The 24,455-nt window shown below is 53.1% G+C and carries 28 protein-coding genes, 2 riboswitches and 1 other annotated feature (1 of these 31 running past the window's edge); of the genes, 10 read left to right on the top strand and 18 right to left on the bottom strand.

Annotated features, from left to right (window positions below; translation table 11 throughout):
• Nucleotides 1–2 precede the first annotated feature (2 nt).
• Nucleotides 3–494 (bottom strand): lactoylglutathione lyase family protein, encoded by a 492-nt coding sequence (locus tag EVJ34_RS09445; protein ID WP_131485421.1) that lies wholly within the window; start codon nucleotides 492–494, stop codon nucleotides 3–5.
• 117 nt (nucleotides 495–611) lie between these two features.
• Between EVJ34_RS09445 and EVJ34_RS09440 the strand changes: the two genes are divergently transcribed.
• On the top strand, nucleotides 612–917 hold the full coding sequence (locus tag EVJ34_RS09440; RefSeq protein ID WP_131435852.1) for a winged helix-turn-helix transcriptional regulator: 306 nt from the start codon (nucleotides 612–614) through the stop codon (nucleotides 915–917).
• 28 nt (nucleotides 918–945) lie between these two features.
• Here EVJ34_RS09440 and EVJ34_RS09435 read toward each other — a convergent pair whose 3' ends face one another.
• A complete protein-coding gene (locus tag EVJ34_RS09435) occupies nucleotides 946–1,326 on the bottom strand; it encodes a VOC family protein (protein ID WP_131435854.1) in 381 nt (126 codons plus the stop codon).
• A gap of 79 nt (nucleotides 1,327–1,405) precedes the next feature.
• On the opposite strand from EVJ34_RS09435, the gene EVJ34_RS09430 reads away from it, so the two are divergent.
• A complete protein-coding gene (locus EVJ34_RS09430) occupies nucleotides 1,406–1,891 on the top strand; it encodes a GNAT family N-acetyltransferase (RefSeq protein WP_131485420.1) in 486 nt (161 codons plus the stop codon).
• Between the two features lie 9 nt (nucleotides 1,892–1,900).
• Here EVJ34_RS09430 and EVJ34_RS09425 read toward each other — a convergent pair whose 3' ends face one another.
• The 5 genes from EVJ34_RS09425 to mtnK are packed head-to-tail and all read right to left on the bottom strand — an operon-like array spanning nucleotide 1,901 to nucleotide 7,531.
• Complete coding sequence (locus EVJ34_RS09425) at nucleotides 1,901–2,902, bottom strand: ABC transporter permease (protein ID WP_131485419.1); 1,002 nt, start codon at nucleotides 2,900–2,902, stop codon at nucleotides 1,901–1,903.
• 1 nt (nucleotide 2,903) lies between these two features.
• Nucleotides 2,904–4,277, bottom strand: coding sequence for a sugar ABC transporter ATP-binding protein (locus tag EVJ34_RS09420; protein WP_131485418.1), 1,374 nt, complete (start codon nucleotides 4,275–4,277; stop codon nucleotides 2,904–2,906).
• Nucleotides 4,277–5,353 carry a sugar ABC transporter substrate-binding protein gene (locus EVJ34_RS09415; protein ID WP_131485417.1) on the bottom strand — a complete coding sequence of 359 codons (1,077 nt, stop codon included), beginning with the start codon at nucleotides 5,351–5,353 and terminating at the stop codon, nucleotides 4,277–4,279. Before EVJ34_RS09415 ends, EVJ34_RS09420 begins: the two co-directional genes overlap by 1 nt.
• Complete coding sequence (gene mtnA, locus EVJ34_RS09410; RefSeq protein ID WP_131485416.1) at nucleotides 5,346–6,380, bottom strand: S-methyl-5-thioribose-1-phosphate isomerase; 1,035 nt, start codon at nucleotides 6,378–6,380, stop codon at nucleotides 5,346–5,348. Before mtnA ends, EVJ34_RS09415 begins: the two co-directional genes overlap by 8 nt.
• A complete protein-coding gene (gene mtnK, locus EVJ34_RS09405) occupies nucleotides 6,377–7,531 on the bottom strand; it encodes an S-methyl-5-thioribose kinase (protein WP_131485415.1) in 1,155 nt (384 codons plus the stop codon). Before mtnK ends, mtnA begins: the two co-directional genes overlap by 4 nt.
• 81 nt (nucleotides 7,532–7,612) lie before the next feature.
• A riboswitch (SAM riboswitch) is annotated at nucleotides 7,613–7,715 on the bottom strand.
• 205 nt (nucleotides 7,716–7,920) lie between these two features.
• Nucleotides 7,921–8,022, top strand: a riboswitch (SAM riboswitch).
• A 70-nt stretch (nucleotides 8,023–8,092) separates the two neighbouring features.
• Between mtnK and EVJ34_RS09400 the strand changes: the two genes are divergently transcribed.
• Genes EVJ34_RS09400 through EVJ34_RS09385 form a run of 4 tightly spaced genes read left to right on the top strand, consistent with a single transcriptional unit; the run spans nucleotide 8,093 to nucleotide 11,058 of the window.
• Nucleotides 8,093–9,250, top strand: a complete 1,158-nt coding sequence (locus EVJ34_RS09400) for a 2,3-diketo-5-methylthiopentyl-1-phosphate enolase (protein WP_131485414.1) — start codon at nucleotides 8,093–8,095, stop codon at nucleotides 9,248–9,250.
• Nucleotides 9,247–9,897, top strand: a complete 651-nt coding sequence (locus EVJ34_RS09395) for a 2-hydroxy-3-keto-5-methylthiopentenyl-1-phosphate phosphatase (RefSeq protein ID WP_131485413.1) — start codon at nucleotides 9,247–9,249, stop codon at nucleotides 9,895–9,897. The genes EVJ34_RS09400 and EVJ34_RS09395 overlap by 4 nt, the downstream gene beginning before the upstream one ends.
• The gene (locus tag EVJ34_RS09390) at nucleotides 9,894–10,511 is read left to right on the top strand and encodes a methylthioribulose 1-phosphate dehydratase (protein WP_131435872.1); all 618 of its coding nucleotides are present in this window, start codon (nucleotides 9,894–9,896) and stop codon (nucleotides 10,509–10,511) included. Before EVJ34_RS09395 ends, EVJ34_RS09390 begins: the two co-directional genes overlap by 4 nt.
• Nucleotides 10,512–10,524: 13 nt before the next feature.
• Nucleotides 10,525–11,058 carry a 1,2-dihydroxy-3-keto-5-methylthiopentene dioxygenase gene (locus EVJ34_RS09385; RefSeq protein ID WP_021066014.1) on the top strand — a complete coding sequence of 178 codons (534 nt, stop codon included), beginning with the start codon at nucleotides 10,525–10,527 and terminating at the stop codon, nucleotides 11,056–11,058.
• 381 nt (nucleotides 11,059–11,439) lie between these two features.
• On the opposite strand, the gene EVJ34_RS09380 is transcribed toward EVJ34_RS09385, so the two are convergent.
• Together EVJ34_RS09380 and EVJ34_RS09375 are read right to left on the bottom strand one after the other, a co-directional pair.
• Nucleotides 11,440–12,054, bottom strand: coding sequence for a hypothetical protein (locus tag EVJ34_RS09380; RefSeq protein ID WP_131485412.1), 615 nt, complete (start codon nucleotides 12,052–12,054; stop codon nucleotides 11,440–11,442).
• 343 nt (nucleotides 12,055–12,397) lie between these two features.
• Entirely contained in the window at nucleotides 12,398–13,228 is an 831-nt protein-coding gene (locus tag EVJ34_RS09375; protein ID WP_131435876.1) for a TerC family protein, read from the bottom strand.
• A 252-nt stretch (nucleotides 13,229–13,480) separates the two neighbouring features.
• Between EVJ34_RS09375 and folE2 the strand changes: the two genes are divergently transcribed.
• The gene (folE2, locus tag EVJ34_RS09370; protein ID WP_131485411.1) at nucleotides 13,481–14,389 is read left to right on the top strand and encodes a GTP cyclohydrolase FolE2; all 909 of its coding nucleotides are present in this window, start codon (nucleotides 13,481–13,483) and stop codon (nucleotides 14,387–14,389) included.
• A 38-nt stretch (nucleotides 14,390–14,427) separates the two neighbouring features.
• Here folE2 and EVJ34_RS09365 read toward each other — a convergent pair whose 3' ends face one another.
• The 3 genes from EVJ34_RS09365 to pta all read right to left on the bottom strand — a co-directional run bounded on the left by EVJ34_RS09365 (nucleotide 14,428) and on the right by pta (nucleotide 16,017).
• On the bottom strand, nucleotides 14,428–14,616 hold the full coding sequence (locus tag EVJ34_RS09365; RefSeq protein ID WP_131485410.1) for a hypothetical protein: 189 nt from the start codon (nucleotides 14,614–14,616) through the stop codon (nucleotides 14,428–14,430).
• Nucleotides 14,592–14,891: a rhodanese-like domain-containing protein gene (locus EVJ34_RS09360; RefSeq protein WP_131485409.1), complete on the bottom strand. Its 300-nt coding sequence runs from the start codon at nucleotides 14,889–14,891 to the stop codon at nucleotides 14,592–14,594. Before EVJ34_RS09360 ends, EVJ34_RS09365 begins: the two co-directional genes overlap by 25 nt.
• A 136-nt stretch (nucleotides 14,892–15,027) precedes the next feature.
• Nucleotides 15,028–16,017: a phosphate acetyltransferase gene (gene pta, locus EVJ34_RS09355; protein WP_131485408.1), complete on the bottom strand. Its 990-nt coding sequence runs from the start codon at nucleotides 16,015–16,017 to the stop codon at nucleotides 15,028–15,030.
• 338 nt (nucleotides 16,018–16,355) lie between these two features.
• On the opposite strand from pta, the gene hemQ reads away from it, so the two are divergent.
• Together hemQ and EVJ34_RS15815 are read left to right on the top strand one after the other, a co-directional pair.
• Nucleotides 16,356–17,135 carry a hydrogen peroxide-dependent heme synthase gene (gene hemQ, locus EVJ34_RS09350; RefSeq protein ID WP_131435886.1) on the top strand — a complete coding sequence of 260 codons (780 nt, stop codon included), beginning with the start codon at nucleotides 16,356–16,358 and terminating at the stop codon, nucleotides 17,133–17,135.
• 77 nt (nucleotides 17,136–17,212) lie between these two features.
• Nucleotides 17,213–17,359, top strand: a complete 147-nt coding sequence (locus EVJ34_RS15815) for a hypothetical protein (protein ID WP_021066006.1) — start codon at nucleotides 17,213–17,215, stop codon at nucleotides 17,357–17,359.
• An 18-nt stretch (nucleotides 17,360–17,377) separates the two neighbouring features.
• On the opposite strand, the gene EVJ34_RS09345 is transcribed toward EVJ34_RS15815, so the two are convergent.
• Nucleotides 17,378–18,313: an ATP-grasp domain-containing protein gene (locus tag EVJ34_RS09345; protein WP_131435887.1), complete on the bottom strand. Its 936-nt coding sequence runs from the start codon at nucleotides 18,311–18,313 to the stop codon at nucleotides 17,378–17,380.
• Nucleotides 18,314–18,467: 154 nt separating this feature from the next.
• Between EVJ34_RS09345 and EVJ34_RS09340 the strand changes: the two genes are divergently transcribed.
• Nucleotides 18,468–19,964: a potassium/proton antiporter gene (locus EVJ34_RS09340; protein ID WP_131485407.1), complete on the top strand. Its 1,497-nt coding sequence runs from the start codon at nucleotides 18,468–18,470 to the stop codon at nucleotides 19,962–19,964.
• 50 nt (nucleotides 19,965–20,014) lie between these two features.
• Here EVJ34_RS09340 and trpA read toward each other — a convergent pair whose 3' ends face one another.
• From trpA to trpD, 5 genes are read right to left on the bottom strand one after another with little or no spacing between them, the layout of a single operon-like run.
• Nucleotides 20,015–20,791: a tryptophan synthase subunit alpha gene (gene trpA / locus EVJ34_RS09335; protein ID WP_131485406.1), complete on the bottom strand. Its 777-nt coding sequence runs from the start codon at nucleotides 20,789–20,791 to the stop codon at nucleotides 20,015–20,017.
• On the bottom strand, nucleotides 20,791–21,972 hold the full coding sequence (gene trpB / locus EVJ34_RS09330; protein ID WP_131435892.1) for a tryptophan synthase subunit beta: 1,182 nt from the start codon (nucleotides 21,970–21,972) through the stop codon (nucleotides 20,791–20,793). The genes trpA and trpB overlap by 1 nt, the downstream gene beginning before the upstream one ends.
• On the bottom strand, nucleotides 21,954–22,526 hold the full coding sequence (locus EVJ34_RS09325) for a phosphoribosylanthranilate isomerase (protein WP_131485405.1): 573 nt from the start codon (nucleotides 22,524–22,526) through the stop codon (nucleotides 21,954–21,956). Before EVJ34_RS09325 ends, trpB begins: the two co-directional genes overlap by 19 nt.
• Entirely contained in the window at nucleotides 22,502–23,263 is a 762-nt protein-coding gene (gene trpC / locus EVJ34_RS09320) for an indole-3-glycerol phosphate synthase TrpC (RefSeq protein WP_131485404.1), read from the bottom strand. Before trpC ends, EVJ34_RS09325 begins: the two co-directional genes overlap by 25 nt.
• Entirely contained in the window at nucleotides 23,260–24,249 is a 990-nt protein-coding gene (trpD, locus tag EVJ34_RS09315) for an anthranilate phosphoribosyltransferase (protein WP_131485403.1), read from the bottom strand. The genes trpC and trpD overlap by 4 nt, the downstream gene beginning before the upstream one ends.
• A 56-nt stretch (nucleotides 24,250–24,305) precedes the next feature.
• Nucleotides 24,306–24,455: a binding site (T-box leader), on the bottom strand (it continues 75 nt past the right edge of the window).

The raw sequence follows: 24,455 nt of genomic DNA, 5'->3' as shown, positions 1-24,455 counted from the left end.
GTTCAATACGCTCCTTCCGAATACGTCAATTCATATGAATGGGAGTAGATCTCGACGAGGTTGCCGAACGGGTCTTCGCAGTACACCATCCGATACGGCTTATCACCCGGGTAATACTCGCGAATCGGCATCCGTTGTTTGCCGCCGTGGGCGACAATTTTCTCGACGAGTCCTTCGATGTCCGGGTCTTGGACACAGTAGTGGAAAATGCCCGTCTTCCAAAACTCGAAATTGTTCTCGGGCTTCTCATTGTTCGGAAATTCGAATAGCTCAATCCCAATCTTATCACCGGTCGACATGTGGGCAATTTTGAAACTGCCCCAACCCGGTCCGAACACGTCCGTGCACATGACACCGATCGGCGAGTCGTCCTCGATGACGTCTGATGGTTGCATAATCGTATACCAGCCCATCACGTCCTCATAAAATTTAACTGCTTCCGTCACACTCGGGACCGATAGTCCGATATGTGAGAATGTACGTGGATAAGTCACTGTCATCCGCTCCTTTTTGTTTGCTCAATTTGTTGGATAACGATACGATACCTTCATCGAAGCAATAAAAAAAGTACGCACATTCAAGTAACTACCCGAAAGCGAGGCGAATTGAACATGACGACCCCGTTCCCCGTCAATAAGGCGCTCGACATCATCGGCGGTAAATGGCGGCCTCAAGTGTACTGTACGCTCGAGAACGGCCCGCGCCGCTTCTCGGAGATTCAGCGCGCCATCCCTAACGTCAGCCGTAAAGTGTTGACCGACCAACTCCGTGAACTCGAACAACTTGGCATGGTCCGCCGCATCGACTATTCGACCGAGAAACAGCTTCACGTCGAATACTCGCTCACCGAGGAGGCATTCAGCCTGCAACCAGCGATGAAGGCGCTCTGCTCTTGGGGCGAGACACGCGACGAATAAACCCGCGACGAATCCGGCGCGGGTTTTGTCATGCTGCGAATAGACTGATCAGGTTTCCGTCCGGGTCGATGACGATAGCGTAACGTTGTCCCCAAAACGCATCCCATGGTTCGCGGTGTGAGGCATAGCCGTGCCCAACGATCGCTTCATAGCGCGCATCCAACTCATCCCGACTGTCGCACAAGAAGGCGAGTTCGACCCGGTGTCCCGTCGCCGGCTTCCATTCCCCATACACCGACTCCGCCACTTCGACCGTGTCGAAGGCGAGCCGGACACCGCCGTCATCGACCTCGACGTGCGCTTCCTCATCCATCGCTTCCGGGATCGACAGGCCGAGCAAACGGTAAAAGTCGAGCGCCCGTTTCATGTCTTCGACGACAATTCCAATCATGTCTAACTTGATTCCCATGTGGTCACCTCATTTCCAAAATTGGTCGTACTATAATGAGTGTAGCACTCCATCCTATTCTTGAATCGAGGAAAATCAAATGACCCATCAATTCGCTGTCCTGACCCAACTACAGGCGGAAACGATCGCCTATACGTGGCATTACGAAGGCGAGTATGCGTTTTATGACATGGAGGCCGATCAGGACGATTTGGCCGAATTTTTAGACGTCGAACAGCGCGGACAGTTGGTGTTCGCCATCACGTCCAACGGTGAACTCGTCGGGTTCGTGAGCGTCGCGCAAACGGATGCTGAAACGGTCGATATTGGCCTCGGCATGAAACCCGATTTGAACGGGAACGGGAGCGGACGAGCGTTCATCACATCGATCCTCGAGTTCGTCGACACTAAGTTCGGTCCAGACCGAATCACTTTGTCCGTCGCCGCCTTCAACGTGCGGGCGATCCGTGTCTATGAGACGTGCGGTTTCAAACAGACCGGTTCGTTTCAACAATCGACGAACGGGAGCACGTTCACCTTTATCCAGATGGAACGTCAAGAAAGTCCTCAGAACCAACCGTTCTGAGGACTTTTCCTATGTGAGCTGTTTCTTTTGGATGTATGACAAGCCGAGCGCCGCAATCAAAATCGCGCCTTTGACGATGTCTTGTGCGTAATATGGCACGTCCCACATCGTCAGTCCGTTCAATAAAATGCCAATCAAGATGGCACCGATCAACGTGCCGACGACGTTCGGTCGTCCGGTACCGAAGACGGCGTAGCCAATATAGGCGGCCGCGACGGCGTCCATCAACAGCGGTGCACCGGCCGATACTTGTCCCGTACCGATGCGTGACGCCAAAATGATGCCGCCGATGGCTGCGAACAAGCCGCTCAACACGTAGGCGTATAACTTGATGCGCGTGACGGCGATGCCGGAACGGCGGGCCGCCTCGACGTTCGAGCCGACGTAATAAAACTCGCGACCCGTCTTCGAATACGTCAAAAACAGATGGGCCCCGGCGAAGAAGAGAATCATCAAGATGGCGACGAACGGGATTGGTCCGATCGAACCTTGGCCGATGAACAGGAACGACGGGATAAAACGTCCTGGCGCCGTCCCTCCCTCAATCGGCATGTTGTCATAGATTGAAAAACCTTTTGTGTACGTCAATTGAACCCCGTTGATGACATACATGATGGCGAGCGTCGCGAGCAAGTCCGGTAAGCGGAACTTGATCGTCACGAGCGCGTTCAGCAGCCCGACGAGCATGCCGAGCACAAGTGGGACGAGCAAGGCGACGAGCAGTTCTTGACTATGTAATACGAGGCTCGACGCCGCCCCGATTGTCGCGAGGCTCGCCGTCGAGCCGACCGATAAGTCGAATCCGCCGACGATGAGCGAGAACGTCACCCCGAGGGCGAGCAGCGAGACGATCGATACAGACTTGATGATGTCGCTGAAGTTCGCATACATCAAAAACTGGTCATTCGTCACACCGAAGACGGCAATGAGTGCGAGAATCGCGAACAACGTCCCGTATTGACCGATGCCGCTGAAACGTTTCGTGCGTTGCTTGATGACGAGTTGGGCCATGTTAGACGCCTCCTTTCTGTTGCCAACGGCCGCGGTCGAGCCAAAGCGTCCTGTTGGCGATCAATTCTAATTCATTCGGTTCACTCGAGGTGAAAATGACCGTCTTCCCGTCTTTGGCAAGGCGGGTGACAAGTTCATATATATCGCGTTTCGCCGTCACGTCGACGCCTTTCGTCGGTTCGTCGAGCAAATAAACATCGCGGTCCTCGAGGAGCCACTTACTGAGGACGATTTTTTGTTGATTCCCCCCGCTCAGCTCCCGGACCGGTTGCCCGACCTGGTCGTATTTCACACGTAACGAGGCCAAGACGCGCGTGACCGCGTTCGCCTTCCCTTCAATCGCGAGGACGTTCCGTTCAATCGAATCATCGAGGAACAGCCCCTGCTTCCGACGTTCTTCCGGTACGAGGGCGAATCCGGATTGGACTGCCTGACGCGGTTCGCGAATGTTGAGCGGTTTCCCGTCCAATGTGATGCGTTGCTTGACACCGGAGAGACCGAACAGCGCCTCGATCAACTCCGTCTTCCCGCTCCCGGTGACGCCGCCGATGCCGACGACTTCGCCTTTATATGCGGTGAGTGACAACTCGGTCCCGAATGTCGGGAGTGTGAGCTCCGCCCGGATTCGTTCGTCCGTTCCCGGTGTCGCCTTTTCCACTGCGGTCGTCATACCGGCCCCACTGAGATAGGCGTGGATGTCCTCGTCAGACAACGGCTGAAACGGACCTTCGTAGGCGATGCGACCATCTCGGAGGAATGTCGAAGTCGTGGTGACGCGTGACAATTCGTCCGAACGGTGGGTGATGAGAAAAATACCGACGCCTTCCTCTGCGAGCGACTGCAATAGCGCGAGTAGTGACGCCGCATCATCCGTCGACAAGGCGGCCGTCGGTTCGTCGAGCAAGAGGTAGGTCGCATCACTCGCGAGTGCTCGGGCAATCAAGATACGTTGTTTGACACTGAGCGGGAAACGGCCGACCGGTTCGGTCACGTCAATCTCTAGTCCGACGCGTTCCAAGTAGGTGATTGCTCGCCGTTTTAGTTCGCGAGGACGAATCCGTTCGATCGTCTGCCACGGGACGACGTTCTCATAGACAGGTAAATCAAGATAAAGGGCGTCATCGACTTCTTGTGACACCGTGATGATCCCAAGGCGGATCGCCTCGGCCGGTGTGAGTGTGATTGCCGCCTCGTCGAGCTCGATCGTCCCGGACGTCGGGATGATGGCGCCACTCAACAGCTTCACGAGCGTGCTCTTTCCGGCCCCGTTCAACCCGAGCAAACCGTGCACCTCACCACGTCGAAGGGTGAAGGTGACATCGTCGAGTACCGTGACGTCACCGTAGCGTTTCGTGACGCGTTCAAGCCGTAACATCAGTCCGTCCCTTTCATCCAGTCCGACCAGGCCGCGTCTGATGCGCCCCAGTTCGGGACGTATTGGCCAAGGTCGTCCATCGTCACTTTCTCGTTCGGCAAGACGTCACGGTCGACGAGGTACGGGTCGACCGAATGAATAGACGGCGTCTCTTCACCAGCTAATTTTTGATACGCGTAACGAACTTGGATCCGTCCAATTTCAGCCGGGTCGGTCGCCGCCGTCACTTTCCACGGGCTGCCGTCCTCTTGCATGAGCTGAAGGTCTTCATCACTCAAATCGATTCCATAGACGGCGATTTCATCACGCCCCGCTTGTTTGATGGCACGGCTCGCCCCTTTGGCGAATTCGTCCCACATGGCGAACACGGCATCGATTTCGCCTTCCGGATACTTCTTCAAAATCGCTTCCATCTGGCTCTGTGTGTCGAGCGCCGTATTGTTCGTCGCCGAACCGAACTTGGCGACTTCCGTGATGCCCGGGTAACGTTTCAAGAACGCATCATAAATCGTGTGGCGTCGTTCCATCGGTGTGAAGCCACCGACCCAAATCGTGACGATGTTTCCTTCACCGTCCAAATCTTCGGCGAGTGCCTTGAGCGAACGCCAAGCGAGCGAATAGTCGTCTTGGTCGATGACCGTCACCCCTTCGTTCGTCAAATCGTTGTCGAACGCGACGACTTTAATCCCTTTGTCGAGTGCGCGTTGGACCGGTTCTTTCAGCGCATCGGCGCGGCCATGGTCAATCAAGATGACATCGACCCCTTGTGTTGTCGCCGTATCGACGTAGCTCGCCATCTTCGACAGATCGTTGTCGGCGTTGTACACTTTCACGTTGCCGCCGAACGATTCGACTTGTTCCGTCACCCCATCGATATACTGTGACGAGAACGTCCCAATCGACATCTGCATAATGAGGGCGACATCGATGTCTTTCGGTAACGTCCCGTTCGAAACTGAGACGGGTTTCGTCTCCGGCGTCTTCTCGGCCGGCTTCGATGGGGCCGCTTGCTCGTTTGTGCAACCGACGAGCGCCAAGACGAATGTGAATAATAAAATCAAGATTTTTTTAGACATGGATCGTTCCTCCTACATGTTGTGTGATGGCGGCCTCTGTCGGCTCGAACACACCCGCCTCGGTGATGAGTCCAGTGATGAGGTCTGGCGTGGTGACGTCGAACGCCGGATTGAAGACGGTGATGCCGACAGGTGCCGTCGGTTGACCGCCGATGTGGGTGACTTCTAACGGGTTCCGCTCCTCGATTTCAATCGTATCGTCTGCCGTCAAATCGAACGTCGAATGCGGCGCCGCGACGTAGAACGGAATGCCGTAATGCTTGGCGAGAACGGCGAGCTGCAACGTTCCAATCTTATTGGCGACGTGACCCGTCCGTGTGATCCGGTCAGCTCCGACGATGATGGCGTCGACTCGTTTTGACTGAATCGTCCAAGCCGCCATATTGTCGGTGATGAGCGTCACGTCGATATCAGCACGATCGAGCTCCCAGACCGTGAGGCGTGCCCCTTGAAGGAGCGGTCGTGTCTCACAGGCGAAGACGTTGAAGGATACACCGCGTTCTTTCCCGACATAAAATGGCGCGAGCGCCGTGCCGTAACGCGATGTCGCGATTGCACCGGCGTTACAGATCGTCAACACGTTCCCCCCGGCCGGCAACACCGTCAGTGCATGCTCGCCAATGGCCCGATACGTGTCAACGTCCCGGTCGTACAACGCGATGGCGCGTCGTTTGATTTCCTCGGCGATCGCTTCAAAGTCGTCCCCGACGTTCAAGTCGAGGAGCGACTCGATCACATTTTGAAGATTGACCGCCGTCGGACGTGTCGCGACCAACCGACGGCCGACGAGGTCGAGGCGACGCGTGAAGTCCGGGTCGTCGACTAACCGACCCGCCTCTTTGGCGAGGACGAACGCCCCGAAGTAAGCGATGGCCGGGGCACCTCGGACTTGGAGCGTCTCGATAGCATGTTCGGCCTGTTCGAGCGTCTCGATCGTGACGTAGCGTTCTTCATGCGGTAATAACGTCTGATCCAATACGATGAGTTCTTCCGTTTGCGAATTAAAGCGGATGTTTTGTACCGTCATACGCGCACCCCCGACAAAAGCGTCACTAAGTCGTCAATCGATTCGACGTTATGGCGTTCTTTAATAAGCGCTGTCCCAAGAGTGAGCGCGTCACGTTTTCGTTCAAGACGCGTCGCTTCCGGCAACGTCTCGAGATCGGCGACGCCGGCGAGCCCGATGGCACGACGAATGAGCTCGCAACCGGCGTAGCCGATCGTGTCGCTGAAGATCGTCCGCAACAACTCGTCGACAAAACCAATCGTGTTGAATGGCTCGACGGCGCGCTCAAAGTTGGCCCGGAACGTCTTCTCAAACGTCTCCCACACCGTCAAGACGTCCGTGAAACGCTCGAAGCGCTTAAGTGGGTCATGGAATGTCGATAGCGTCAAATGAGCGACGATTTGCCCGATATCGAAACCGAACGGTCCGTAAAACGCGAACTCCGGATCGATAATCTTCGTCTCTTGTTGGGTCGCAAAGATGCTACCCGTATGTAAGTCTCCATGCAGGAGTGCCTCATGTTTTGTGACAAAGCCGACTTTCAGTTTCGTCACCTCGACTTTGAGCGCCTGGTCTTCCCAAAGTCGCTCGACGTCGTCTCGTAGTGCCGCTTCGATATTATTCGACTCCGCGTCTTTGAACGGATCGGTGAAGATGAGTTTCTCGGTGATGTCACACAGTTCCGGGTTATAATAGTCACGTTCAATCCGCTTCTTCGCAATCGGTCCGGCCGCGTAATCCGACGTCGCGAACAGCGTCTCGCCTAAAAATTCACCAACATGGCGGGCCAGTTCAGGATACGTTTTCCCTTCCAAATAGCCTGTCCGAACGATATCAAAATCTGACAGATCCTCTAAAATCGTGTAGGCGAGCGTGCGGTCACTACCAAGTACGATTGGCACGAAACGAGGGACGACGTTGGCGAATTCGCGCAACGCCAACTGCTCAATCCACGCCCGTTCAAGTGTGAGGGGCCAACTTTCACCGACGACTTTCGCATACGGGAGCGCCTGTTTGACGACGAGACTCGTTTCGCCTTGTCGGATGCGGAACACGAGGTTCAAATTGCCGTCCCCGATCTCTTCGCAATGCGTGATGCCTCCGTCTTCGATTAACCCCAACGTTTTCACATGCTCGACGACGGTCTGTTCTGTAAATGGTTGATATGACATGATGTTTTCCCCTTCCTGTACGTTGCCCACAAAAAAAGCCCCTTTCTCCGCGAGAAAGAGGCACAGCCAAATTGGTTGTTCCTCTCATCTGTCAGACATTCGTCTGGTGGATGTAGCACCGTGCCTAGTGGTCGGTTGCTGCGGCGTCATCGGGCCAATTCCCTCTGCCAACTCGCGATAAGAGTGGTTTATTCGATTCGGTGAACTTATGTGATGAATATTACGGACTCGACGTCACGATTGTCAACGTCATTTTCCCGACAAAACTCCGTCTTTTTTTGTGCATATATGGAAACAACTTCCCAAAATATTTTTTTTGGAAAAAAAGGAATTGACGACATGGCGATTCTGTGCAAAAATTCAATTAAATTTCACAACTTCAAATCACATTCTTATCAAGAGCAGACGGAGGGACGAGCCCGATGATGTCGCAGCAACCGACCAGAGATGGCACGGTGCTAATTCTTGCAGCGTAAGCTGAGAGATAAGAGTTCATTTTTTATGATGACCTCTTGCCTCGGCATGGGGTCATTTTTTATTTGCCTGGAAGGAGGAACTTTTTTGAGTATCACTGCTACATATGAAATCAAACGAACGGACGCGGTTGCGGCCGTCGCTGACAAAATCGCCCTCGAGCTGACCGTCGGCACATGGACGGAGCTGCCTCACTTAGAGCAAGAGCAGTTACAGGCATACCGTGGTGAGGTCGTCTCGACATCTCATACAGACACAACGAGCCGCTTCACGATCCGCTATCCGTTACATAATGTCAGCCCTGACTTCTCATCCATCTTGACGACGACGTTCGGGAAACTGTCCCTCGACGATTCGATTCGGTTAATCGACCTGACGTTGCCCGAGACGCTCGCTCCCGATTTCAAGGGTGCTAAGTTCGGTGTCGACGGGATTCGCGAGTTGCTCGGCGTCCATGATCGCCCGCTCGTCATGAGCATCTTCAAAGGCGTCATCGGGCGAGATCTCGCGTTTCTCGAGCAGCAACTCCGCGATCAATTCGCCGGTGGGATTGATATCGTCAAAGACGACGAGATTTTATACGACAATCCGCTCACCCCGTCGCTCGAACGGGCCCGTATCGGAGCGGACGTCATTCAAGCCCACTTCGAGACGACCGGGAAACGCGTCCTCTACGCCATCACGTTGAGCGGCCCCGTCTTCGGTCTGCGTGACCAGGCGCTCCGTCTCATCGAGGCGGGTGCGACAGCACTCCTGTTCAACGTTTATACGTACGGTCTCGACACATTGTGCGAACTCGCGAACGATCTAGACATCCGCGTTCCGATTTTGGCGCATCCGGCCTTTGCCGGCGCCTTGACCGGTTCAATCAGTCATTCGCTCTTGCTCGGTAAACTCCCTCGCCTCGCCGGTGCCGATTTGACGCTCTTCCCGTCTCCGTACGGCTCGCTCGCGACACCGCGTGACGAGGCGTTCGTGATTCGTGACAAGAGCGCCGAACCGCATTGGTCGAAACCGATTTTACCGGTCCCGTCAGCCGGGATTCATCCGGGACTCGTCAAAGACATCATCCGTGATTTCGGAACGAATGTCGTCATCAACGCCGGCGGTGGCATTCACGGTCACCCGGACGGTGCAGCCGCCGGGGCTCGCGCTTTCCGGCAAGCAATCGACCACGTCCTCGGTCAAACTGAGGGACAGTCGGACGAAGTCGATACCGCGTTGAAGGCATGGGCACAACGATGACGGTCCATATTCTCTGCGACTTCGACGGGACGATCACAGCGGAAGACAATATCATTGCCTTAATGAAGGCGTTCGCCCCGCCCGATTGGGTCGAGTTGAAAGATGCGGTCCTTGAGCAGCGGATGTCGATTCGCTCCGGGGTCGGGCAAATGTTCGCATTGCTCCCGAGTACGGACGCCGAGACGTATCGCGACTATTTGTTGAATCGTATCACCGTGCGTCAAGGATTTCCGGACTTACTCGCACAAGTGGAAGCACACGGCTGGAAGTTTGACGTCGTCAGCGGCGGGATGGACTTTTTCGTCCAGCCGATTTTAGCAGGCTACGTCGATCCCGAGCATATCTACTGTAACGTCGCTGATTTTTCCGATGAGACGGTCACCGTCGCATGGCCATATGCTTGCGACGAGCAATGTACGAACGATTGCGGCTGCTGCAAACCGACGATTGCCCGTCGCATCGTCAATCCCGCTGACCGCTTGATCGTGATTGGTGACTCGGTGACCGACTTCGAGGTCGCGAAGCGTGCCGACGTCGTCTACGCGCGGGGGCAACTCATCACGCTCTGTGAGGCAGAAGGGATCGCTTACGCCCCATTCGAGACGTTTGACGACATCACTCATCATCTGCAGGAGGTGGCCGTATGAGCATCACGACACGTTGGCTCGAACTCGCCGACATTAAAGACGAACTCGCCGCCCGCGACTGGTTCCCCGGAACGAGTGGGAATTTGGCGATTCGTGTCAGTGACGATCCGCTCGAATTTCTCGTCACGGCGAGCGGACGAGATAAACGGAAACGAACACCGGACGACTTCGTTCATGTCGATGCGGCCGGACGTTTGATTGGAGAACAGAACGGTCGGCCATCCGCTGAGACGCTGCTCCACGTCGAGGTGTTCAATCGCACCGAGGCGGCCTGTTCGCTCCATGTCCATACGATTGACAATAACGTCATCTCCGAGCTCCATGCCGCCACCGGCGAAGTCGTCTTCACCGGTCAAGAAATCATCAAGGCGCTTGACTTCTGGGACGAGGACGCGGTCGTCCGCGTCCCAATCATTGAGAACCACGCTGATATCCCGACGCTCGCGGCCGCATTTGCGCCGCATGTCAATACAAGCGCCGGCGCTGTCCTGATTCGCAATCATGGCATCACGGTATGGGGCAAGACCCCGGCCGCGGCCAAACGCTATTTAGAAGCTTACGAATTTTTGTTCAGCTATACATTAAAACTACGCGCCCTAGGCGTCCATTCATAAGGAGGAACCAACCATGGCAACTGTCTATTTCCAACAAACCGAAGAGCGTTACGTCGATCAAACTGAAGTGAGTGCCTTTTTAGAGTCCCGCGGGATTTTGTACGAGCAGTGGGATATCACAAAGCTCCCAGAAAACCTTCAAGAGAACTACCAGTTGACGGACGAGGACAAACAAGCCATCTTGTCGACGTTCCGCGATGAGATTCGCGACGTATCGGAGCGCCGCGGCTACGAGACGGCCGACGTCATTTCATTGTCGGATGCGACGCCGAACTTGGACGAACTGCTCGTCAACTTCCAAAAAGAGCACCATCACACGGATGACGAGGTCCGCTTCATCGTCAGCGGTCATGGTATCTTCGCTATCGACGACGCCGAGCGCGGTTACTTCAACATCGAGCTCAATCCGGGTGACCTCATCTCGGTACCGGTGAACACGCGCCACTACTTCACGCTCCAAGATGACCGCAAAGTCGTCGCCGTCCGGATTTTCGTGACGACGGAAGGATGGGTGCCGATTTACGAGAAACAAGACGTTACGGCATAAAAATAGGTCTCTCGCAGAAATCAATTGTCCAATGTGCAAAGGATGCTTTTAAAAACTTACACTGCTCCAAAGAGATGATTCCTTTACAGGGGTCATCTTTTCATTTTCATTGATAACCATGAAGATTATAGTAGCCGATGGTCTTTCGGATTTAACGTACATATTTGTGCTTAACTGATTTATCTCCTTTGACGTAACTATCTTTTTCGACATCCCAAATTCACTTCCGATATGAGTTAGTACCGTGTACAGTTCACTTCGATTTCAGGTCTTTTTCTTTCCGAAATTCTAAAAAAAAGAAAAGAACCAAGAAGAAAAGATAAAAAACGTTTAAATTCACAATTCTTTTAGTGAATTTAGACGTTTTTAAGAAACAAATTCTCACAAAAAACACTTTTCTACAACGGCATCCATTTCGAAAAATTGATATACAGCTTCAATTTTAGTTTCTTCGAAGCCTTTCTTACCTAAAACGAGTCGGACAGCCTTTTTAATTGCGTTCTTTTGACCTAAACCGAGATTTCTTTGATGTTTGTACGATGTATATACCAACTTAGTAAGTTGCGCTAGACCCCCAAAAGACTTTGCGACGGTTTTAACCTTTAAGATTTTAGCCCAAGGTATGAAATTCAAACCTATTGCTTTTGTAACTGCCCATACACATGCCCCCGAAACCGCCATAGCTCTTACTGATGGTGTCTCTTTTTGAACTGGCATAAATTTAACGAACTCACCGTCGGCGATAAAAATACCCTTCAATTCAGCATTGTGTTCATTAAGCCACTCTACTGAACGTGCAGGACCCTGTTCTGCAATCTCCATAGGTATTTCATCTAATAGTTTTACAAGCGGATCATTTTCATCTGATAGCATTTCTAGAATCTCAGACTGCTGATCTACAGGTTCAGTTGTTTCTGCTCGTGATGCGTGCGGTGAAATACCTAAAACAAGCATCGCAAAAACAATTGTTGAAACGAGTGTTTTTTTGAAAAACATGTTCACTGCTCCCCTTGTTTTTAATTTTCACACATGTTTAAAATAATATAAGAAAACAAAAAAAGGAAGTGTTCTTATGGGGAAAAATGCTATAAAATACTTTTTTTCGGTAATTTTGTTGCTAATTGTGGTTGTCAACTTTCTCAACGGCAGGATAATTAACAATCCACAAATCATCTTAGTAACTAATATCTCGTTAGTGTTAGCCGCTTTATTTTTTATTGGCTTAAGATTTTCGAAAAGAACCAACAAATAAAAAAACGGGTGCCGATTTACGAAAAACAAGACGTAACTGTCTAACCAAAAAATCCTGTCTCACGCTTATGCGCGAGACAGGATTTTTTTAATGTTTGACCGCTGTCGGTTTTGACGAGAACCAGCCCCATAAAGCAATCCCAACCATGACCGACCAGAAGAATAACGTCCAACCTAGCGAGTGGACAAAACCGTCTGGAAGACCCATGAACGCGAACGGTGTGCCGGCAATCAACTCTTTAAAGCCTGGATGCTCAAGAACGAGTACCGTCAACTTCACACCGACCCAACCGACGATGATAAAGGCGGCTGTCTCAAGTGTCGGACGTTGATGCAACAACTTGACGAAAACGCGAGCGGCGAAACGCATCAAGATGACCCCGATGAGTCCACCTGTCAAGACGACGAAGAACTGACCTGAGTCAATTCCACCGATTTCACCGAGACCGAGTGGCGGCAAGCTGACCGCGAGCGCGACCGCTGCGAGAATCGAATCGACCGCGAAGGCGATATCGGCGAACTCGACTTTCGCGACCGTCCACCAGAACTCTTTCTTCGTGACCGGCTTCTCCGTGATGGCCGTCTCTTCTTTCGCCTCAGCAGCGAGATCTTGTTTCGGATCCATCTTACGTGCCTTATAGGTCATATACAGGTGCCGTGCACTCATTCCGATCAAGTAAAGCGCACCGAGCGCCTGGACTTGCCAGACGTTGATCAAGAACGAGATCAAGAACAATGCGATGAAGCGGAAAACGAACGCTCCGAGTAATCCGTAAAAGAGTGCCTTCTTCTGCTCTGTCCGCGGCAAATGCTTGACCATGACGGCCAAGACGAGTGCGTTGTCTGCAGAAAGCAGCCCTTCAAGACCGACGAGTACGACGATGATCCAGGCGTACTGCAGGATTAACTGCCAATCCATTAAAACATCCCCTTTTGTTTGTGTTCCTTCATATTTAATAGTGATCTATTTTTTAAGTTCACAGGAACATTCTATTCCCGTACGTAAATTAAATCAATCTTCTTTTCTTCAATGTCTGAAGTTTTTTTTCGCAAAACAGGTTCACAGCATGTTCGCGAAGCAAAATGATACCCAGTTTGTATCCATTTCGTGATAAAATCCTAACAAGAACGAGTGGCGGTCATTAGCCCTCTTAAAAAGGAGAATCCGATTATGTCTACAAGCCATGTCGCTTTACCTACTAAAGCAGAACGACATAAACTATTCGGCTCGGTCCCGCCGGTCAAAGGCACGAAACCGACAGAAAAAGATAAAATGGTAGATCTTCAAAATACACCGAAGAACTTCTTGTTCGCACTCGACAGTGTCGGGATCTCGAACGTCAAACATCCCGTCAACATCGAAACACCGGACGGGATCCAAGCGACGGTCGCTACGTTTGAATTGACGACATCACTCGTCCAAGATCGTAAAGGCATTAACATGTCGCGTTTAACGGAGCAGCTCGACGCGTATCATACGCAAGGCTGGACGTTATCGAACCAGTCGCTCATCGAGTTCGCTCAAGAACTTGCCGAGCGCATGGAACAAACGGAAGGTCAATTGACGGTCCGCTATCCATGGTTCTTCAGCCGGAAAGCACCAGCCACAGGTCTCAGCGGTCTCATGAACGCTGACGTTATGCATAACGTGACATACAACCTCGAGACAGGAATGGCGAGCGTGACAGTCGGTCTCATCATCAACGTGACGACGCTTTGCCCATGTTCAAAAGAAATTAGCGAGTATAGCGCCCACAACCAACGTGGCTACATTACAATCGAAGCAGGTCTAGACGAGACAGCACTTGACGGTTTCGACTGGAGACTCGCACTGCTCGATGCGGCTGAGTCGAACGCGTCAGCACCGCTTCACCCGGTCTTGAAACGTCCGGATGAGAAACGTGCGACGGAAATCGCATACGAGAACCCGCGTTTCGTCGAAGATATGGTCCGCTTGATCGCGGCTGACTTATACGAGATGAAACAAGTCGTCAACTTCTTCGTCGAATGTCGCAACGAAGAATCGATTCACCAGCACGACGCGATTGCGTCAATTACGTTCGATAAGCGCGATAACTAAAAAACGAGTGAGGCCCAACGCGGGCTTCACTCGTTTTTCTATAGACTTTGGACGAGTCGAATCGTCAACAACATGACGATGACGATGATCCAGATCACCCAGACGAGTCGCCACTTGTCGCCATCGACTCGTTTGACGAACGTATAGACGGTCAAATAGAGCGCAATCAACAGCGGTACGACGACCCATGGATTGTCGAGCATCACGCCTCGATATCGCCGTCCCACGCGAGCATGCCGCCTTCGACGTTGACGACCTTGTGGCCTTCCGACTCCAAATAGTCACCCGCCGTCTGACTGCGGCCGCCTGAACGGCAGATAATGTAATAAACGTTGTCTTTCGCGAGTTTGTCTGCCACCGCCGGGAATTCGGATAGTGGATAGAGCGGCACGTTCGGGATGTGACCCGAGTCGTACTCGTCTTGTTCGCGCACGTCGATGATATGGAGCGATTCGCCGTTCTCAAGTTTCTCACGTAATTCGGTTGCATGGATGCTTTGCATGGTAGTTCCCCCTTAAAAGTGTTGTCCCCTACTAGTTTACCTCAGTTTCGTGTCAAACAAACGCCAATTGACCGTCGTATCATCGTCACAATGACCATAAAAAAAGCATCCTTCGCTCAGGAAGGATGCTTGCGACTTACGCTTCGTTGCGCTCGTCGATGGCTTGTGCCGCTGTGATGAGTGTCAATTTGTAGACGTCCTCTTCGTTACAGCCGCGCGACAAGTCGTTGACCGGCTTGTTAAGACCTTGAAGGATTGGTCCGATTGCTTCGAATCCGCCGAAACGTTGAACCATCTTGTAGCCGATGTTTCCGGCTTCGAGGCTTGGGAAGACGAAGACGTTCGCGTTACCGGCCACTTCAGAACCTGGTGCCTTCTTCGCCGCTACGCTCGGGACGAACGCCGCGTCGAATTGAAGTTCGCCGTCGATTGGAAGGTTGGGTGCCTTCTCTTTGGCGAGACGGGTCGCTTCGATGACTTTTTCTGTCTCAGGTGACTTCGCTGAACCTTTTGTCGAGAAGCTGAGGAGCGCGACTTGCGGCTCGATGCCGAACGTCTTCGCTGTCAACGCTGACAAATAGGCGTTCTCGGCGAGGTCAGCCGCGTCCGGTGCGATGTTGATCGCGCAGTCTGAGAAGACGTACTGCTCGTCGTCGCGTACCATGATGAAGACGCCTGACGTCTTTTTGATGCCTGTTTGCATCTTGATGATTTGAAGGGCCGGACGAACCGTGTCGGCTGTCGCGTGCATCGCGCCTGAGACGAGACCTTCCGCTTTCCCTGTGTGGACGAGCATCGTACCGAAGTAGTTCACGTCTGACGACAACAATTCACGTGCCTGTTCCGGTGTCGCTTTGCCTTTACGGCGCTCGACGAACGATTCGACGAGTGTATCGATGTCTTCGTACGTCGCTGGGTCGTATTGCGTCAAACCTGAGATGTCAAAGCCGTGCTTCGTTGCGACCGCTTCGAGTTCAGCTTTTGGTCCGATGACGATCGGTTCGACCATACCGTCATTCTTTAAACGAACAGCTGCGCCGAGGACGCGCTCGTCAACGCCTTCTGGGAAGACGATGGTCGGGCGAATCGGGCTGACTTTTTGTTTCAACGTGTCAAATAGTTTCATAGTGAATGAACTCCTTTTCGATTAGAAGAAATCGGATTTTTTCTCTCTCGGACGCTCTCGTCCATATGCGAGTTTTATTATACACAGTACGTTTTTTAAAATAAACTATTCTGCCCATTTCGTCATAAATCGCTTGAAATCAATCATTATATGGATAGAACAGTTTACAGTTTTCGACTGATACAGGCTATTGTGAAGCCGTTTTCATAAAACTCGCTCTTTACCTCTTTACCCGCCTTGAAGTGTGACTAGCCTCACAACGGCGTCAAATTTGCCAGGCGGTCAATCGTGTATGGTAAAATAGTCAGCGAAGCCTAGTCTCGAAAGGAGTTTTTTTAATGTCAGAACGTCCAACACCAGCACCGACAACCGATACGCAACACGCAGCCGCCACGTTAGACGGTTGGTATACGCTCCATGATTTCCGTTCTATCGATTGGACTCGCTTAAAAACAGTCGATCCAATCGCCCGTCAAGAGATGATTGACGAGTTCGTCGCCTTCCTCGGCTCGCTTGAAGATGTCGAGACACGCGGTGAAGGGAGTCACGCTTTCTACTCGATCCTTGGCCAAAAGGCAGACGTCGTCTTGATGGTCCTTCGTCCGACGTTCAAAGAACTCGAGCAAGTCGAGCTCGCCCTTCGGAAGACAACATTATACGATTACATGATTCCGAGTTACTCCTATGTCTCGGTCATCGAACTCGGCATGTATCGCGGTTCAGGGGACGGTGACCCGTACGAGAATCCACACATCCGGGCCCGCCTCTATCCGACACTCCCGAAAGCAGCCCACATTTGCTTCTACCCGATGAGCAAGGCTCGTCGCGATGGGGACAACTGGTACTCGTTGTCGATGGATGAGCGTAAAGAGCTCATGTATCGCCACAGCATGATCGGCCGCAGCTATGCCGGTAAAATCCAACAGTTCATCGGCGGCTCGACCGGTTTCGACGGTTGGGAATGGGGCGTCACGTTGTTCGCAGAAGACTCGCTCCAATTCAAAAAGATCGTCTATGAGATGCGCTTTGACGAAGTCAGTGCCAAATATGGCGAGTTCGGCGATTTTTATGTCGGAAACATCCTTCCTAAAGAAGAACTTGCCACATTCCTCGGGTAAACGAGGTTTACGCGTTCATGCCCTCGGGAATCATTGTTGTAGAAGCAACATTACAATGATCAATGAGGTGAACAACGATGCGCGTGTTCAAGGAATCAGATCGAGACACGGCGAAACGTTTAGATTCGTTCATCGAACGAATGGCACCGACGGCAGAACTAGTCCAACTTCGATTTGAACAACAATTACAACATACACAGCGAAAGGGTCAGGCAAAAGCCTGACCCTTCTTTTTTTTGCGTTTATTTCGAAGTGACCGCTAAGGCGTCACCAAGGAATGTCGCGAGCTCGAGCATGCCATACTGTCCTGCTTTCGCTTCGGCGTCTGAATTATAGTTCGTGTTCGTATTGACGTCATACGCGTAGACGTTGCCACCCTCGTCTTCGATGATTTCAATTCCGGCGACCGCAATCTCATTCTTTTGGAGGAACGTCTCCAACTGTTTGATAATCGGGTCATTGAAGCCATCGATGATTTCGAACTTCGCTGGCGGTGTCTCGCCGACCGGGCAAAACTGGTCTTCAATCGAGCAAGCGTCGGCCGGGCAGAGTTCGAAGCCGTCTGACGTATCGACGCGCACCGCGTAAACGAACTTGCCACCGATGAACTCACAGCGTGTGATGAACGGTTTCGGCGCCTCGATATATTGTTGGATGAGCGTAATCCCGTCAATCGACTCCTCGAACGTCGGTCCGTTCACGTATGCCTTCAATGCATCAACGGAATGAAATAACTGAACCCCGAGCCCTTTGCCGGCCCGGTTGTGCTTCGTGATGAATGGCGTCAGTCCGAGCTTCTCGGCCGCCTCGATGATTTGGGCTTTCCCGACAGCTGCAATCGTCTTCGGTACCGGAATTCCCTCTTGGCGGAGCGCCGTATACTGATTGACTTTGCTCACTTCGAGCCGAATCGCGCGTGTGCCGTTGAAGACGGTCCGGCCGTTCGCCTCGAGCCAAGCGAGCACCCCTTCCGTCAACTCCGGCGCGTATCGATGTCCCCGCGTATGCGACGAAGCGCTCATCCGGTTATAAAAGACGCCTTCCGGCGGTTCAGCAGCGATGTCGATGATGCCTTGATCGAGATGCCACAGTTCATAAGGCAGTGACAATTCCTCGAGTCGTCGGACGAGATGGTCCGTCCACTCATTGTTTTCATGGAGCACGTGAATTTTAGCCATGTGAATCCCCCTTTTGATTTCCCCTACTTTACCACATCCATATCCGATTATTCCAATGTACATAATTAACGATGCGTTGATTCTTAATTCATAACCATTTCATGGTATAATGAACTTAATAATACATGCGAATAGTTACGTGAAGAAGGAAGTGATGTGTTTGACCGCACCGATTTTGAGTACTGATATTTTGATTCTGTTATTTGGTCTGCTCCTTGTCGCCGGGGTGTTGGCCACACGCGTATCGACTCGTTTTGGCTTGCCTGCCTTGATTTTATTTATGGGGATCGGCATGTTGATGGGTAGCGATATCACCGGTTTGATTTTCTTCGATGACACCAATCTCGCCCAAATGATCGGGGTCGCCGCACTCGTCGTCATTTTGTTCGAAGGTGGCTTGCAGACGAAATGGTCGTCGATCCGAAGCGTCCTCGCCCCGTCCGCTTCACTCGCCACCATCGGCGTCTTGTTGACGACCGGGCTCGTCGCCGTGGCCGTTCATTTCGTATTTGGTTTCGACTGGATTGAATCTTTCCTGTTCGGCGCGATTATCGGTTCAACCGATGCAGCTGCCGTCTTTGCCGCTTTCAAAGGAAAGAATATCTCGCCGAAAGTTGGCGCGACACTCGAAGCCGAGTCCGGCACGAATGACCCGATGGCGATGTTCTTGACGATTCTCGCCCTCGATTTCATGTTGAAACCCGACACGACGATTTGGGACGGTCTTTGGATGTTCGTCCTACAAATCATCGTCGGAGCGTTCGTCGGTTACATGCTCGGCAACTTATCCCGTCTCATGCTCAACCACTTGCGACTCGAATCGAGTGGCCTGCACGCCGTCCTGATGATTTCGATGGCTTTTATGACGTATGGTGTCGCCGCCTACTTTGCAGGCAGCGGCCTACTCGCCGTCTACCTCGCCGCGATGATCGTCGGGAATGCGCATACAGCCCATGAAGTAACGATTGTTCAATTTTCCGAGGCACTCGCCTGGATCATGCAAATCATCATGTTCGTCATCCTCGGCCTTCTCGTCTTCCCGAGACAGTTGCTTGACCCTGACCTCATTTGGAAAGGCTTGTTGATTTCGTTCATCTTGATGTTTATTGCCCGGCCAATCGCCGTTTATTTATCAACGATCACCATGGAATTCACGAACAAGGAGAAGTTGTTCATCTCTTGGGCCGGACTGAAAGGTGCCGTCCCAATCGTCCTCGCCACGTTCCCACTCATCGCTGGAATCGATAACAGTCAGATTATCTTCAATGCCGTCTTCTTCGTCGTCGTAACAAGCGCCTTGATTCAAGGGACGACATTGACGCCACTCGCGGCGAAGCTCGATTTGCTTGGGCCTGATAAAATCCGCTCGCCGTATACGATCGCACTCGTGTCGAGCAAACAGTCGCAACATCAGCTCGTTCCATACGTGGCGACCGAGGAATCTTCGATGATTGGAAAGACGCTCGCCGATATCACGTTGCCACCGAACACGGTCGTGAATGCGATCGTCCGTCAAGACTACCTCATCCCGCCGACGGGACAGACGAAAATCGAGCCGGGCGACTTGTTATACGTCCTCGCCTCGACGTATCGTCATGATCAGCTCGACCGAAAATTCGGTGAAGATGGTTTGGAACGCGTCGAATTATGATTATCGTTTCTCGAAAGAATGAATAAGGGATCGTGCCGAGGCACGATCCCTTATTTTTTTACGCTGACCGTCCGCGCCGATGCAATCAACGCGGCCACGTCCTGTTCACGTCCGGCGTGGAGCGCCTCGACGATGAAGCTGCCGACGACGACACCGTCACAGGCCGTCCCGAGTGTGCGGACTTGATCGGCGCGATGGACACCGAAACCGGCGAGCACCGGTACCGGTGACCGTTCCGTCAATGAACGTAAGTGGTCGAGCAACTCATCAGGGAATACATCCGTCTTTCCGGTCGTCCCTTTGAGCGTCACCGCATAGACGAATCCTTCCGCCTGATTTAAAATCGTGTCGATGCGGGTCTGACTACTCGTTAACGTGACGAGAGGTACGACCGCGACCCCGTGACGATTGATGCCCGCAAATAAATCAAGACTCTCTTCGAACGGCAAATCGGGAATGATGACGCCGCTGACCCCAGACGCTGCCGCTCGTTCGAAGAAGCGCTCGACCCCGAATCGGAACACCGGATTTAAGTACGTCATGAGGACAATCGGCACTGAAAAACGACCCGTTCCTTCTATTAAACAGTCCAACACGTCCGTCAACGTCACACCTTGTTCGAGGGCACGCATTCCGGCCGCTTCGATGATGGGACCGTCTGCCACCGGATCAGAGAACGGGATGCCAAGCTCAATCGCCGTCGCCCCCATCGCTTCCAACCGCTCGATCGTCGGAACCAAGCTGTCGAGACCTCCGTCCCCAGCCATGATGTATGGGACGAACGCCGTCCCTTCGCTGCGCTGTCGAATCGCTTCATCTAATCTCATTATTGTGTCACCCTTTCTCGAATCGTATGAACATCCTTGTCACCGCGTCCAGACAGACAGATGACGAGCACATCGTCCTCATCCATCGTTGCCGCGAGTGTCTCCGCATAAGCGAGTGCGTGGGACGACTCGAGGGCCGGGATAATTCCTTCTTGGCGGCTAAGCGTCATGCAGGCCGCGAGGGCGTCCTCGTCCGTGACCGCCGCATAGCGGACCCGTTCGATATCTTTCAAGAAGCTGTGCTCCGGTCCGACGCCCGGATAATCGAGTCCGGCTGAGATGGAGTGTGCTTCTTGAATTTGGCCAGCCGCGTCTTGCAAGACGTACATGAGCGACCCGTGGAGCACCCCGACCTCACCTTTCGTGAGCGTCGCCGCATGCTTGTCCGTATCGACACCACTACCTGCCGCCTCGACACCATATAAAGCGACCGTTTCGTCATTCAAGAATGGATAGAACATGCCCATCGCGTTGCTCCCACCGCCGACACAGGCGACGACCGCGTCTGGCAGACGCCCTGTCTTCTCGAGGACTTGGCGGCGCGTCTCTGTCCCGATGACGCTTTGGAAATCGCGGACCATCGTCGGGAACGGGTGCGGTCCAAGCACCGACCCCATCACGTAATGGGTGTCATCGACGTGTTTGACCCAGTAACGGAGCGCCTCGTTGACGGCATCTTTTAACGTTCGACTTCCCGACTTAACGGGAACAACGGTCGCACCGAGTAACTCCATCCGAAACACGTTCAATTCTTGACGTTCGACGTCGACCTCACCCATGAAAATCGTACATTCGAGATTGAGGAGCGCACATACCGTCGCCGTAGCGACCCCGTGCTGTCCGGCCCCTGTTTCGGCGACGACTTTTCGTTTGCCCATTCGTTTGGCGAGAAGCGCCTGGCCAATCGTGTTGTTGATTTTATGGGCACCGGTATGGTTCAAATCTTCTCGTTTTAAATAGACGTTCGTCCCGAGGCGGCGGCTCATGTTCTCCGCATAATAGAGCGGTGTTTCTCGTCCTACATACTCGCTGAGGAGATCGTTGAAGCGTTCCTGGAATTCAGGGTCTTGTTTCGCTTCCTCGTACGCCACTTCGAGCTCTTCGACTGCTTGCATGAGCGTCTCAGGGATATATTTTCCGCCATATGGTCCAAACTTTCCGTTCACTGGTTGTGTATACATTGTGTTTCCTCCTTGGCGCGTCGGATGAACGCGCGAATCTTATCGTGATCTTTCTGTCCATTCGTCTCCACACCACTTGAGACATCGACGCCGTCCGGTCGCATGGCGCGAATCGCCGCACCGACATTGTCGACGGTCAATCCACCGGCGAGCCAAAACGTCTGCTTTGGCCGTTCGAGCGTCTCCCAATCGAGCGTCTTTCCACTGCCTGGTGTCGGGGCATCGAGTAAAATGATATCTGCCTCCGACCCATGATCGGCCTCGATGAGCGGAAGTCCGAACTGTCGGAACGATTCAAGCGGCCGCGTCCGACGGTGCAGTTGAATGTCAGTCAATCTACAGGCGATAGTAGCCTCGACTTCGTTCACTGTCGGGTCGAGAAACACGCCGACGACGCGGACATCTTCTGGGATTAACCCCCGAAGCCGCTTCGCCGTCGTGATGTCGATTTGACGTGGACTGTTCGCGAAGACAAACCCGATGGCATCTACTCCCGCTTCTACCGCTGCGACGACACTTGCTTCGGTCGTCAATCCACATATTTTAACGAACATGACGTCAACTCCTCGATTAAGGATGTCGGGTCGTCCTGCCGCATGAGCGCCTCCCCGACGAGAATCGCCCGGGCACCGGCTGTCCGTAAACGGTAGGCCGCCTCGCCTGTGCTGACACCGCTCTCGCTGACGAACGCGACATCTGGATACTTTGCCATCAAGTCGACCGACGTATCGAGCGAGACCTCGAACGTCTTCAAATTACGATTATTGATGCCAATTAACACATCGCCGAGTTCGAGTGCCGTCATTAGCTCAGTCTCATCGTGCACTTCGACGAGAACGTCGAGACCGATAGATCGGGCATACGTCTTCAAGGCGTGGAGCCGGCTCGGATGAAGCGCCGCGACGATTAACAGTGCCGCACTCGCCCCGGCCGCCTTCGCCCGGTCAAGCTGTTGTTCGTCGATGATAAAGTCTTTACAGAGGACCGGGATGTCGACAGCGGCCGCGACATCACGCAAGTCGTCAAACGAACCGTTGAAATACGTCACATCCGTCAAGACGGAAATCATCGTCGCTCCCGCCCGTTCATACGTGCGGGCTCGACTCACAACGTCCACTTCCTCTCGAATCACGCCTTTTGACGGGGAAGATCGCTTGATTTCCGCGATGACATGAAATCCTTCACTCATTAGTCGAGGTAAGGAAATCGGTTCCGTCTTCTCGAACTCCACTTCTCCCATTTGATTGACCTCTTCGATTTTCGTTCCGATGATTTTCGTCAAGTAGCTCATGCGCCGACCTCCGTTCGTTGTAATTGTTTGAGTACGCGGATGGCGTGCCCTTCATCGATGCTTGCCGTTGCTACGGCGACGCCTTCGCGAAGCGTTTGGACCGTCCCGTACGTACATAGGGCGAGTGCGGCATTCAATAAGACGACGTCTCGCGCCGGTCCTGTCTCTCCGTTCAAGACGGCGAGGAGCGTCTCGGCATTTTCAGCCGGTGTCCCGCCTTGCAAGGCCGACAGCGGAGCTCGCATCAATCCGACGTCGCGTGGGTCGACCGTGTAGCGGGCCACTTTGTCGCCGTTGAAGAATAAGACGTCGTTTCTTCCGGCGAGACTCGCTTCATCCAGCCCGCCTGCCCCATGGACGACCATTCCGCGCTCGACACCGAGGTGGCGCATCGCCGTCGCCATCTTCTCGATGAGCGATGGATGGTACACGCCAATCAATTGCCGTTTCGGCTTGAGCGGGTTCGTCAACGGACCGATTTGATTGAAGATGGTCGCTGTAGCGAGTCGTTTCCGGACCGGCATGACGTGCTTCATGACCGGATGGATGTGTTGGGCGAACAAGAAACTCAAGTTCGTCCGCTCGAGGTCGGCGAGCATCGCCTCATGACTTTGGACGATCGGGATATTTAATGACTCGAGGACGTCGGCACTGCCTGATCGGCTCGACACGCTGCGATTCCCATGTTTGGCGACCGGGATATCGAGCCCCGCCAAGACGAATGCGACCGTCGAACTGATATTGAACGTGTTCGCCCCGTCGCCGCCCGTGCCACATACATCGAGCACGGGGAGCATCGTCTCGGGGAACGTTGCCGCCTCACGGATGTAATCAGCGAGTCCAGCCATCTCCTCGGCCGTCTCACCACGCGCTTTCATGGCGAGTAACACCTCGGCGATTTGCGCTTCGTCAGCTTGGAACAGCTCGGCCGCCGCCCGTTTCATTTCATTCGTCGTCAATGGGTTCGTCAATAGTCGTGTTAACATGTCCGTTCCTCCTCAAGCATTTTGGGTATAAAAAAACTCCATACGACGTCTGTCGTATGGAGGACGGTATGGACCGCGGTGCCACCTCTCGTTGGATCAATCGATCCCACTTTCCGATGCTATCACATCGTATCCCGATAACGGGGGAAGCCGTCATGACCTACTTGATTCAGCCATGCTCTCATGAGCCCATTCACGTAAATGTC

Source organism: Exiguobacterium sp. SL-9, from assembly GCF_004336985.1.
Taxonomy (GTDB): domain Bacteria; phylum Bacillota; class Bacilli; order Exiguobacteriales; family Exiguobacteriaceae; genus Exiguobacterium.
This window is presented reverse-complemented; position numbering and strand designations above follow the sequence as displayed.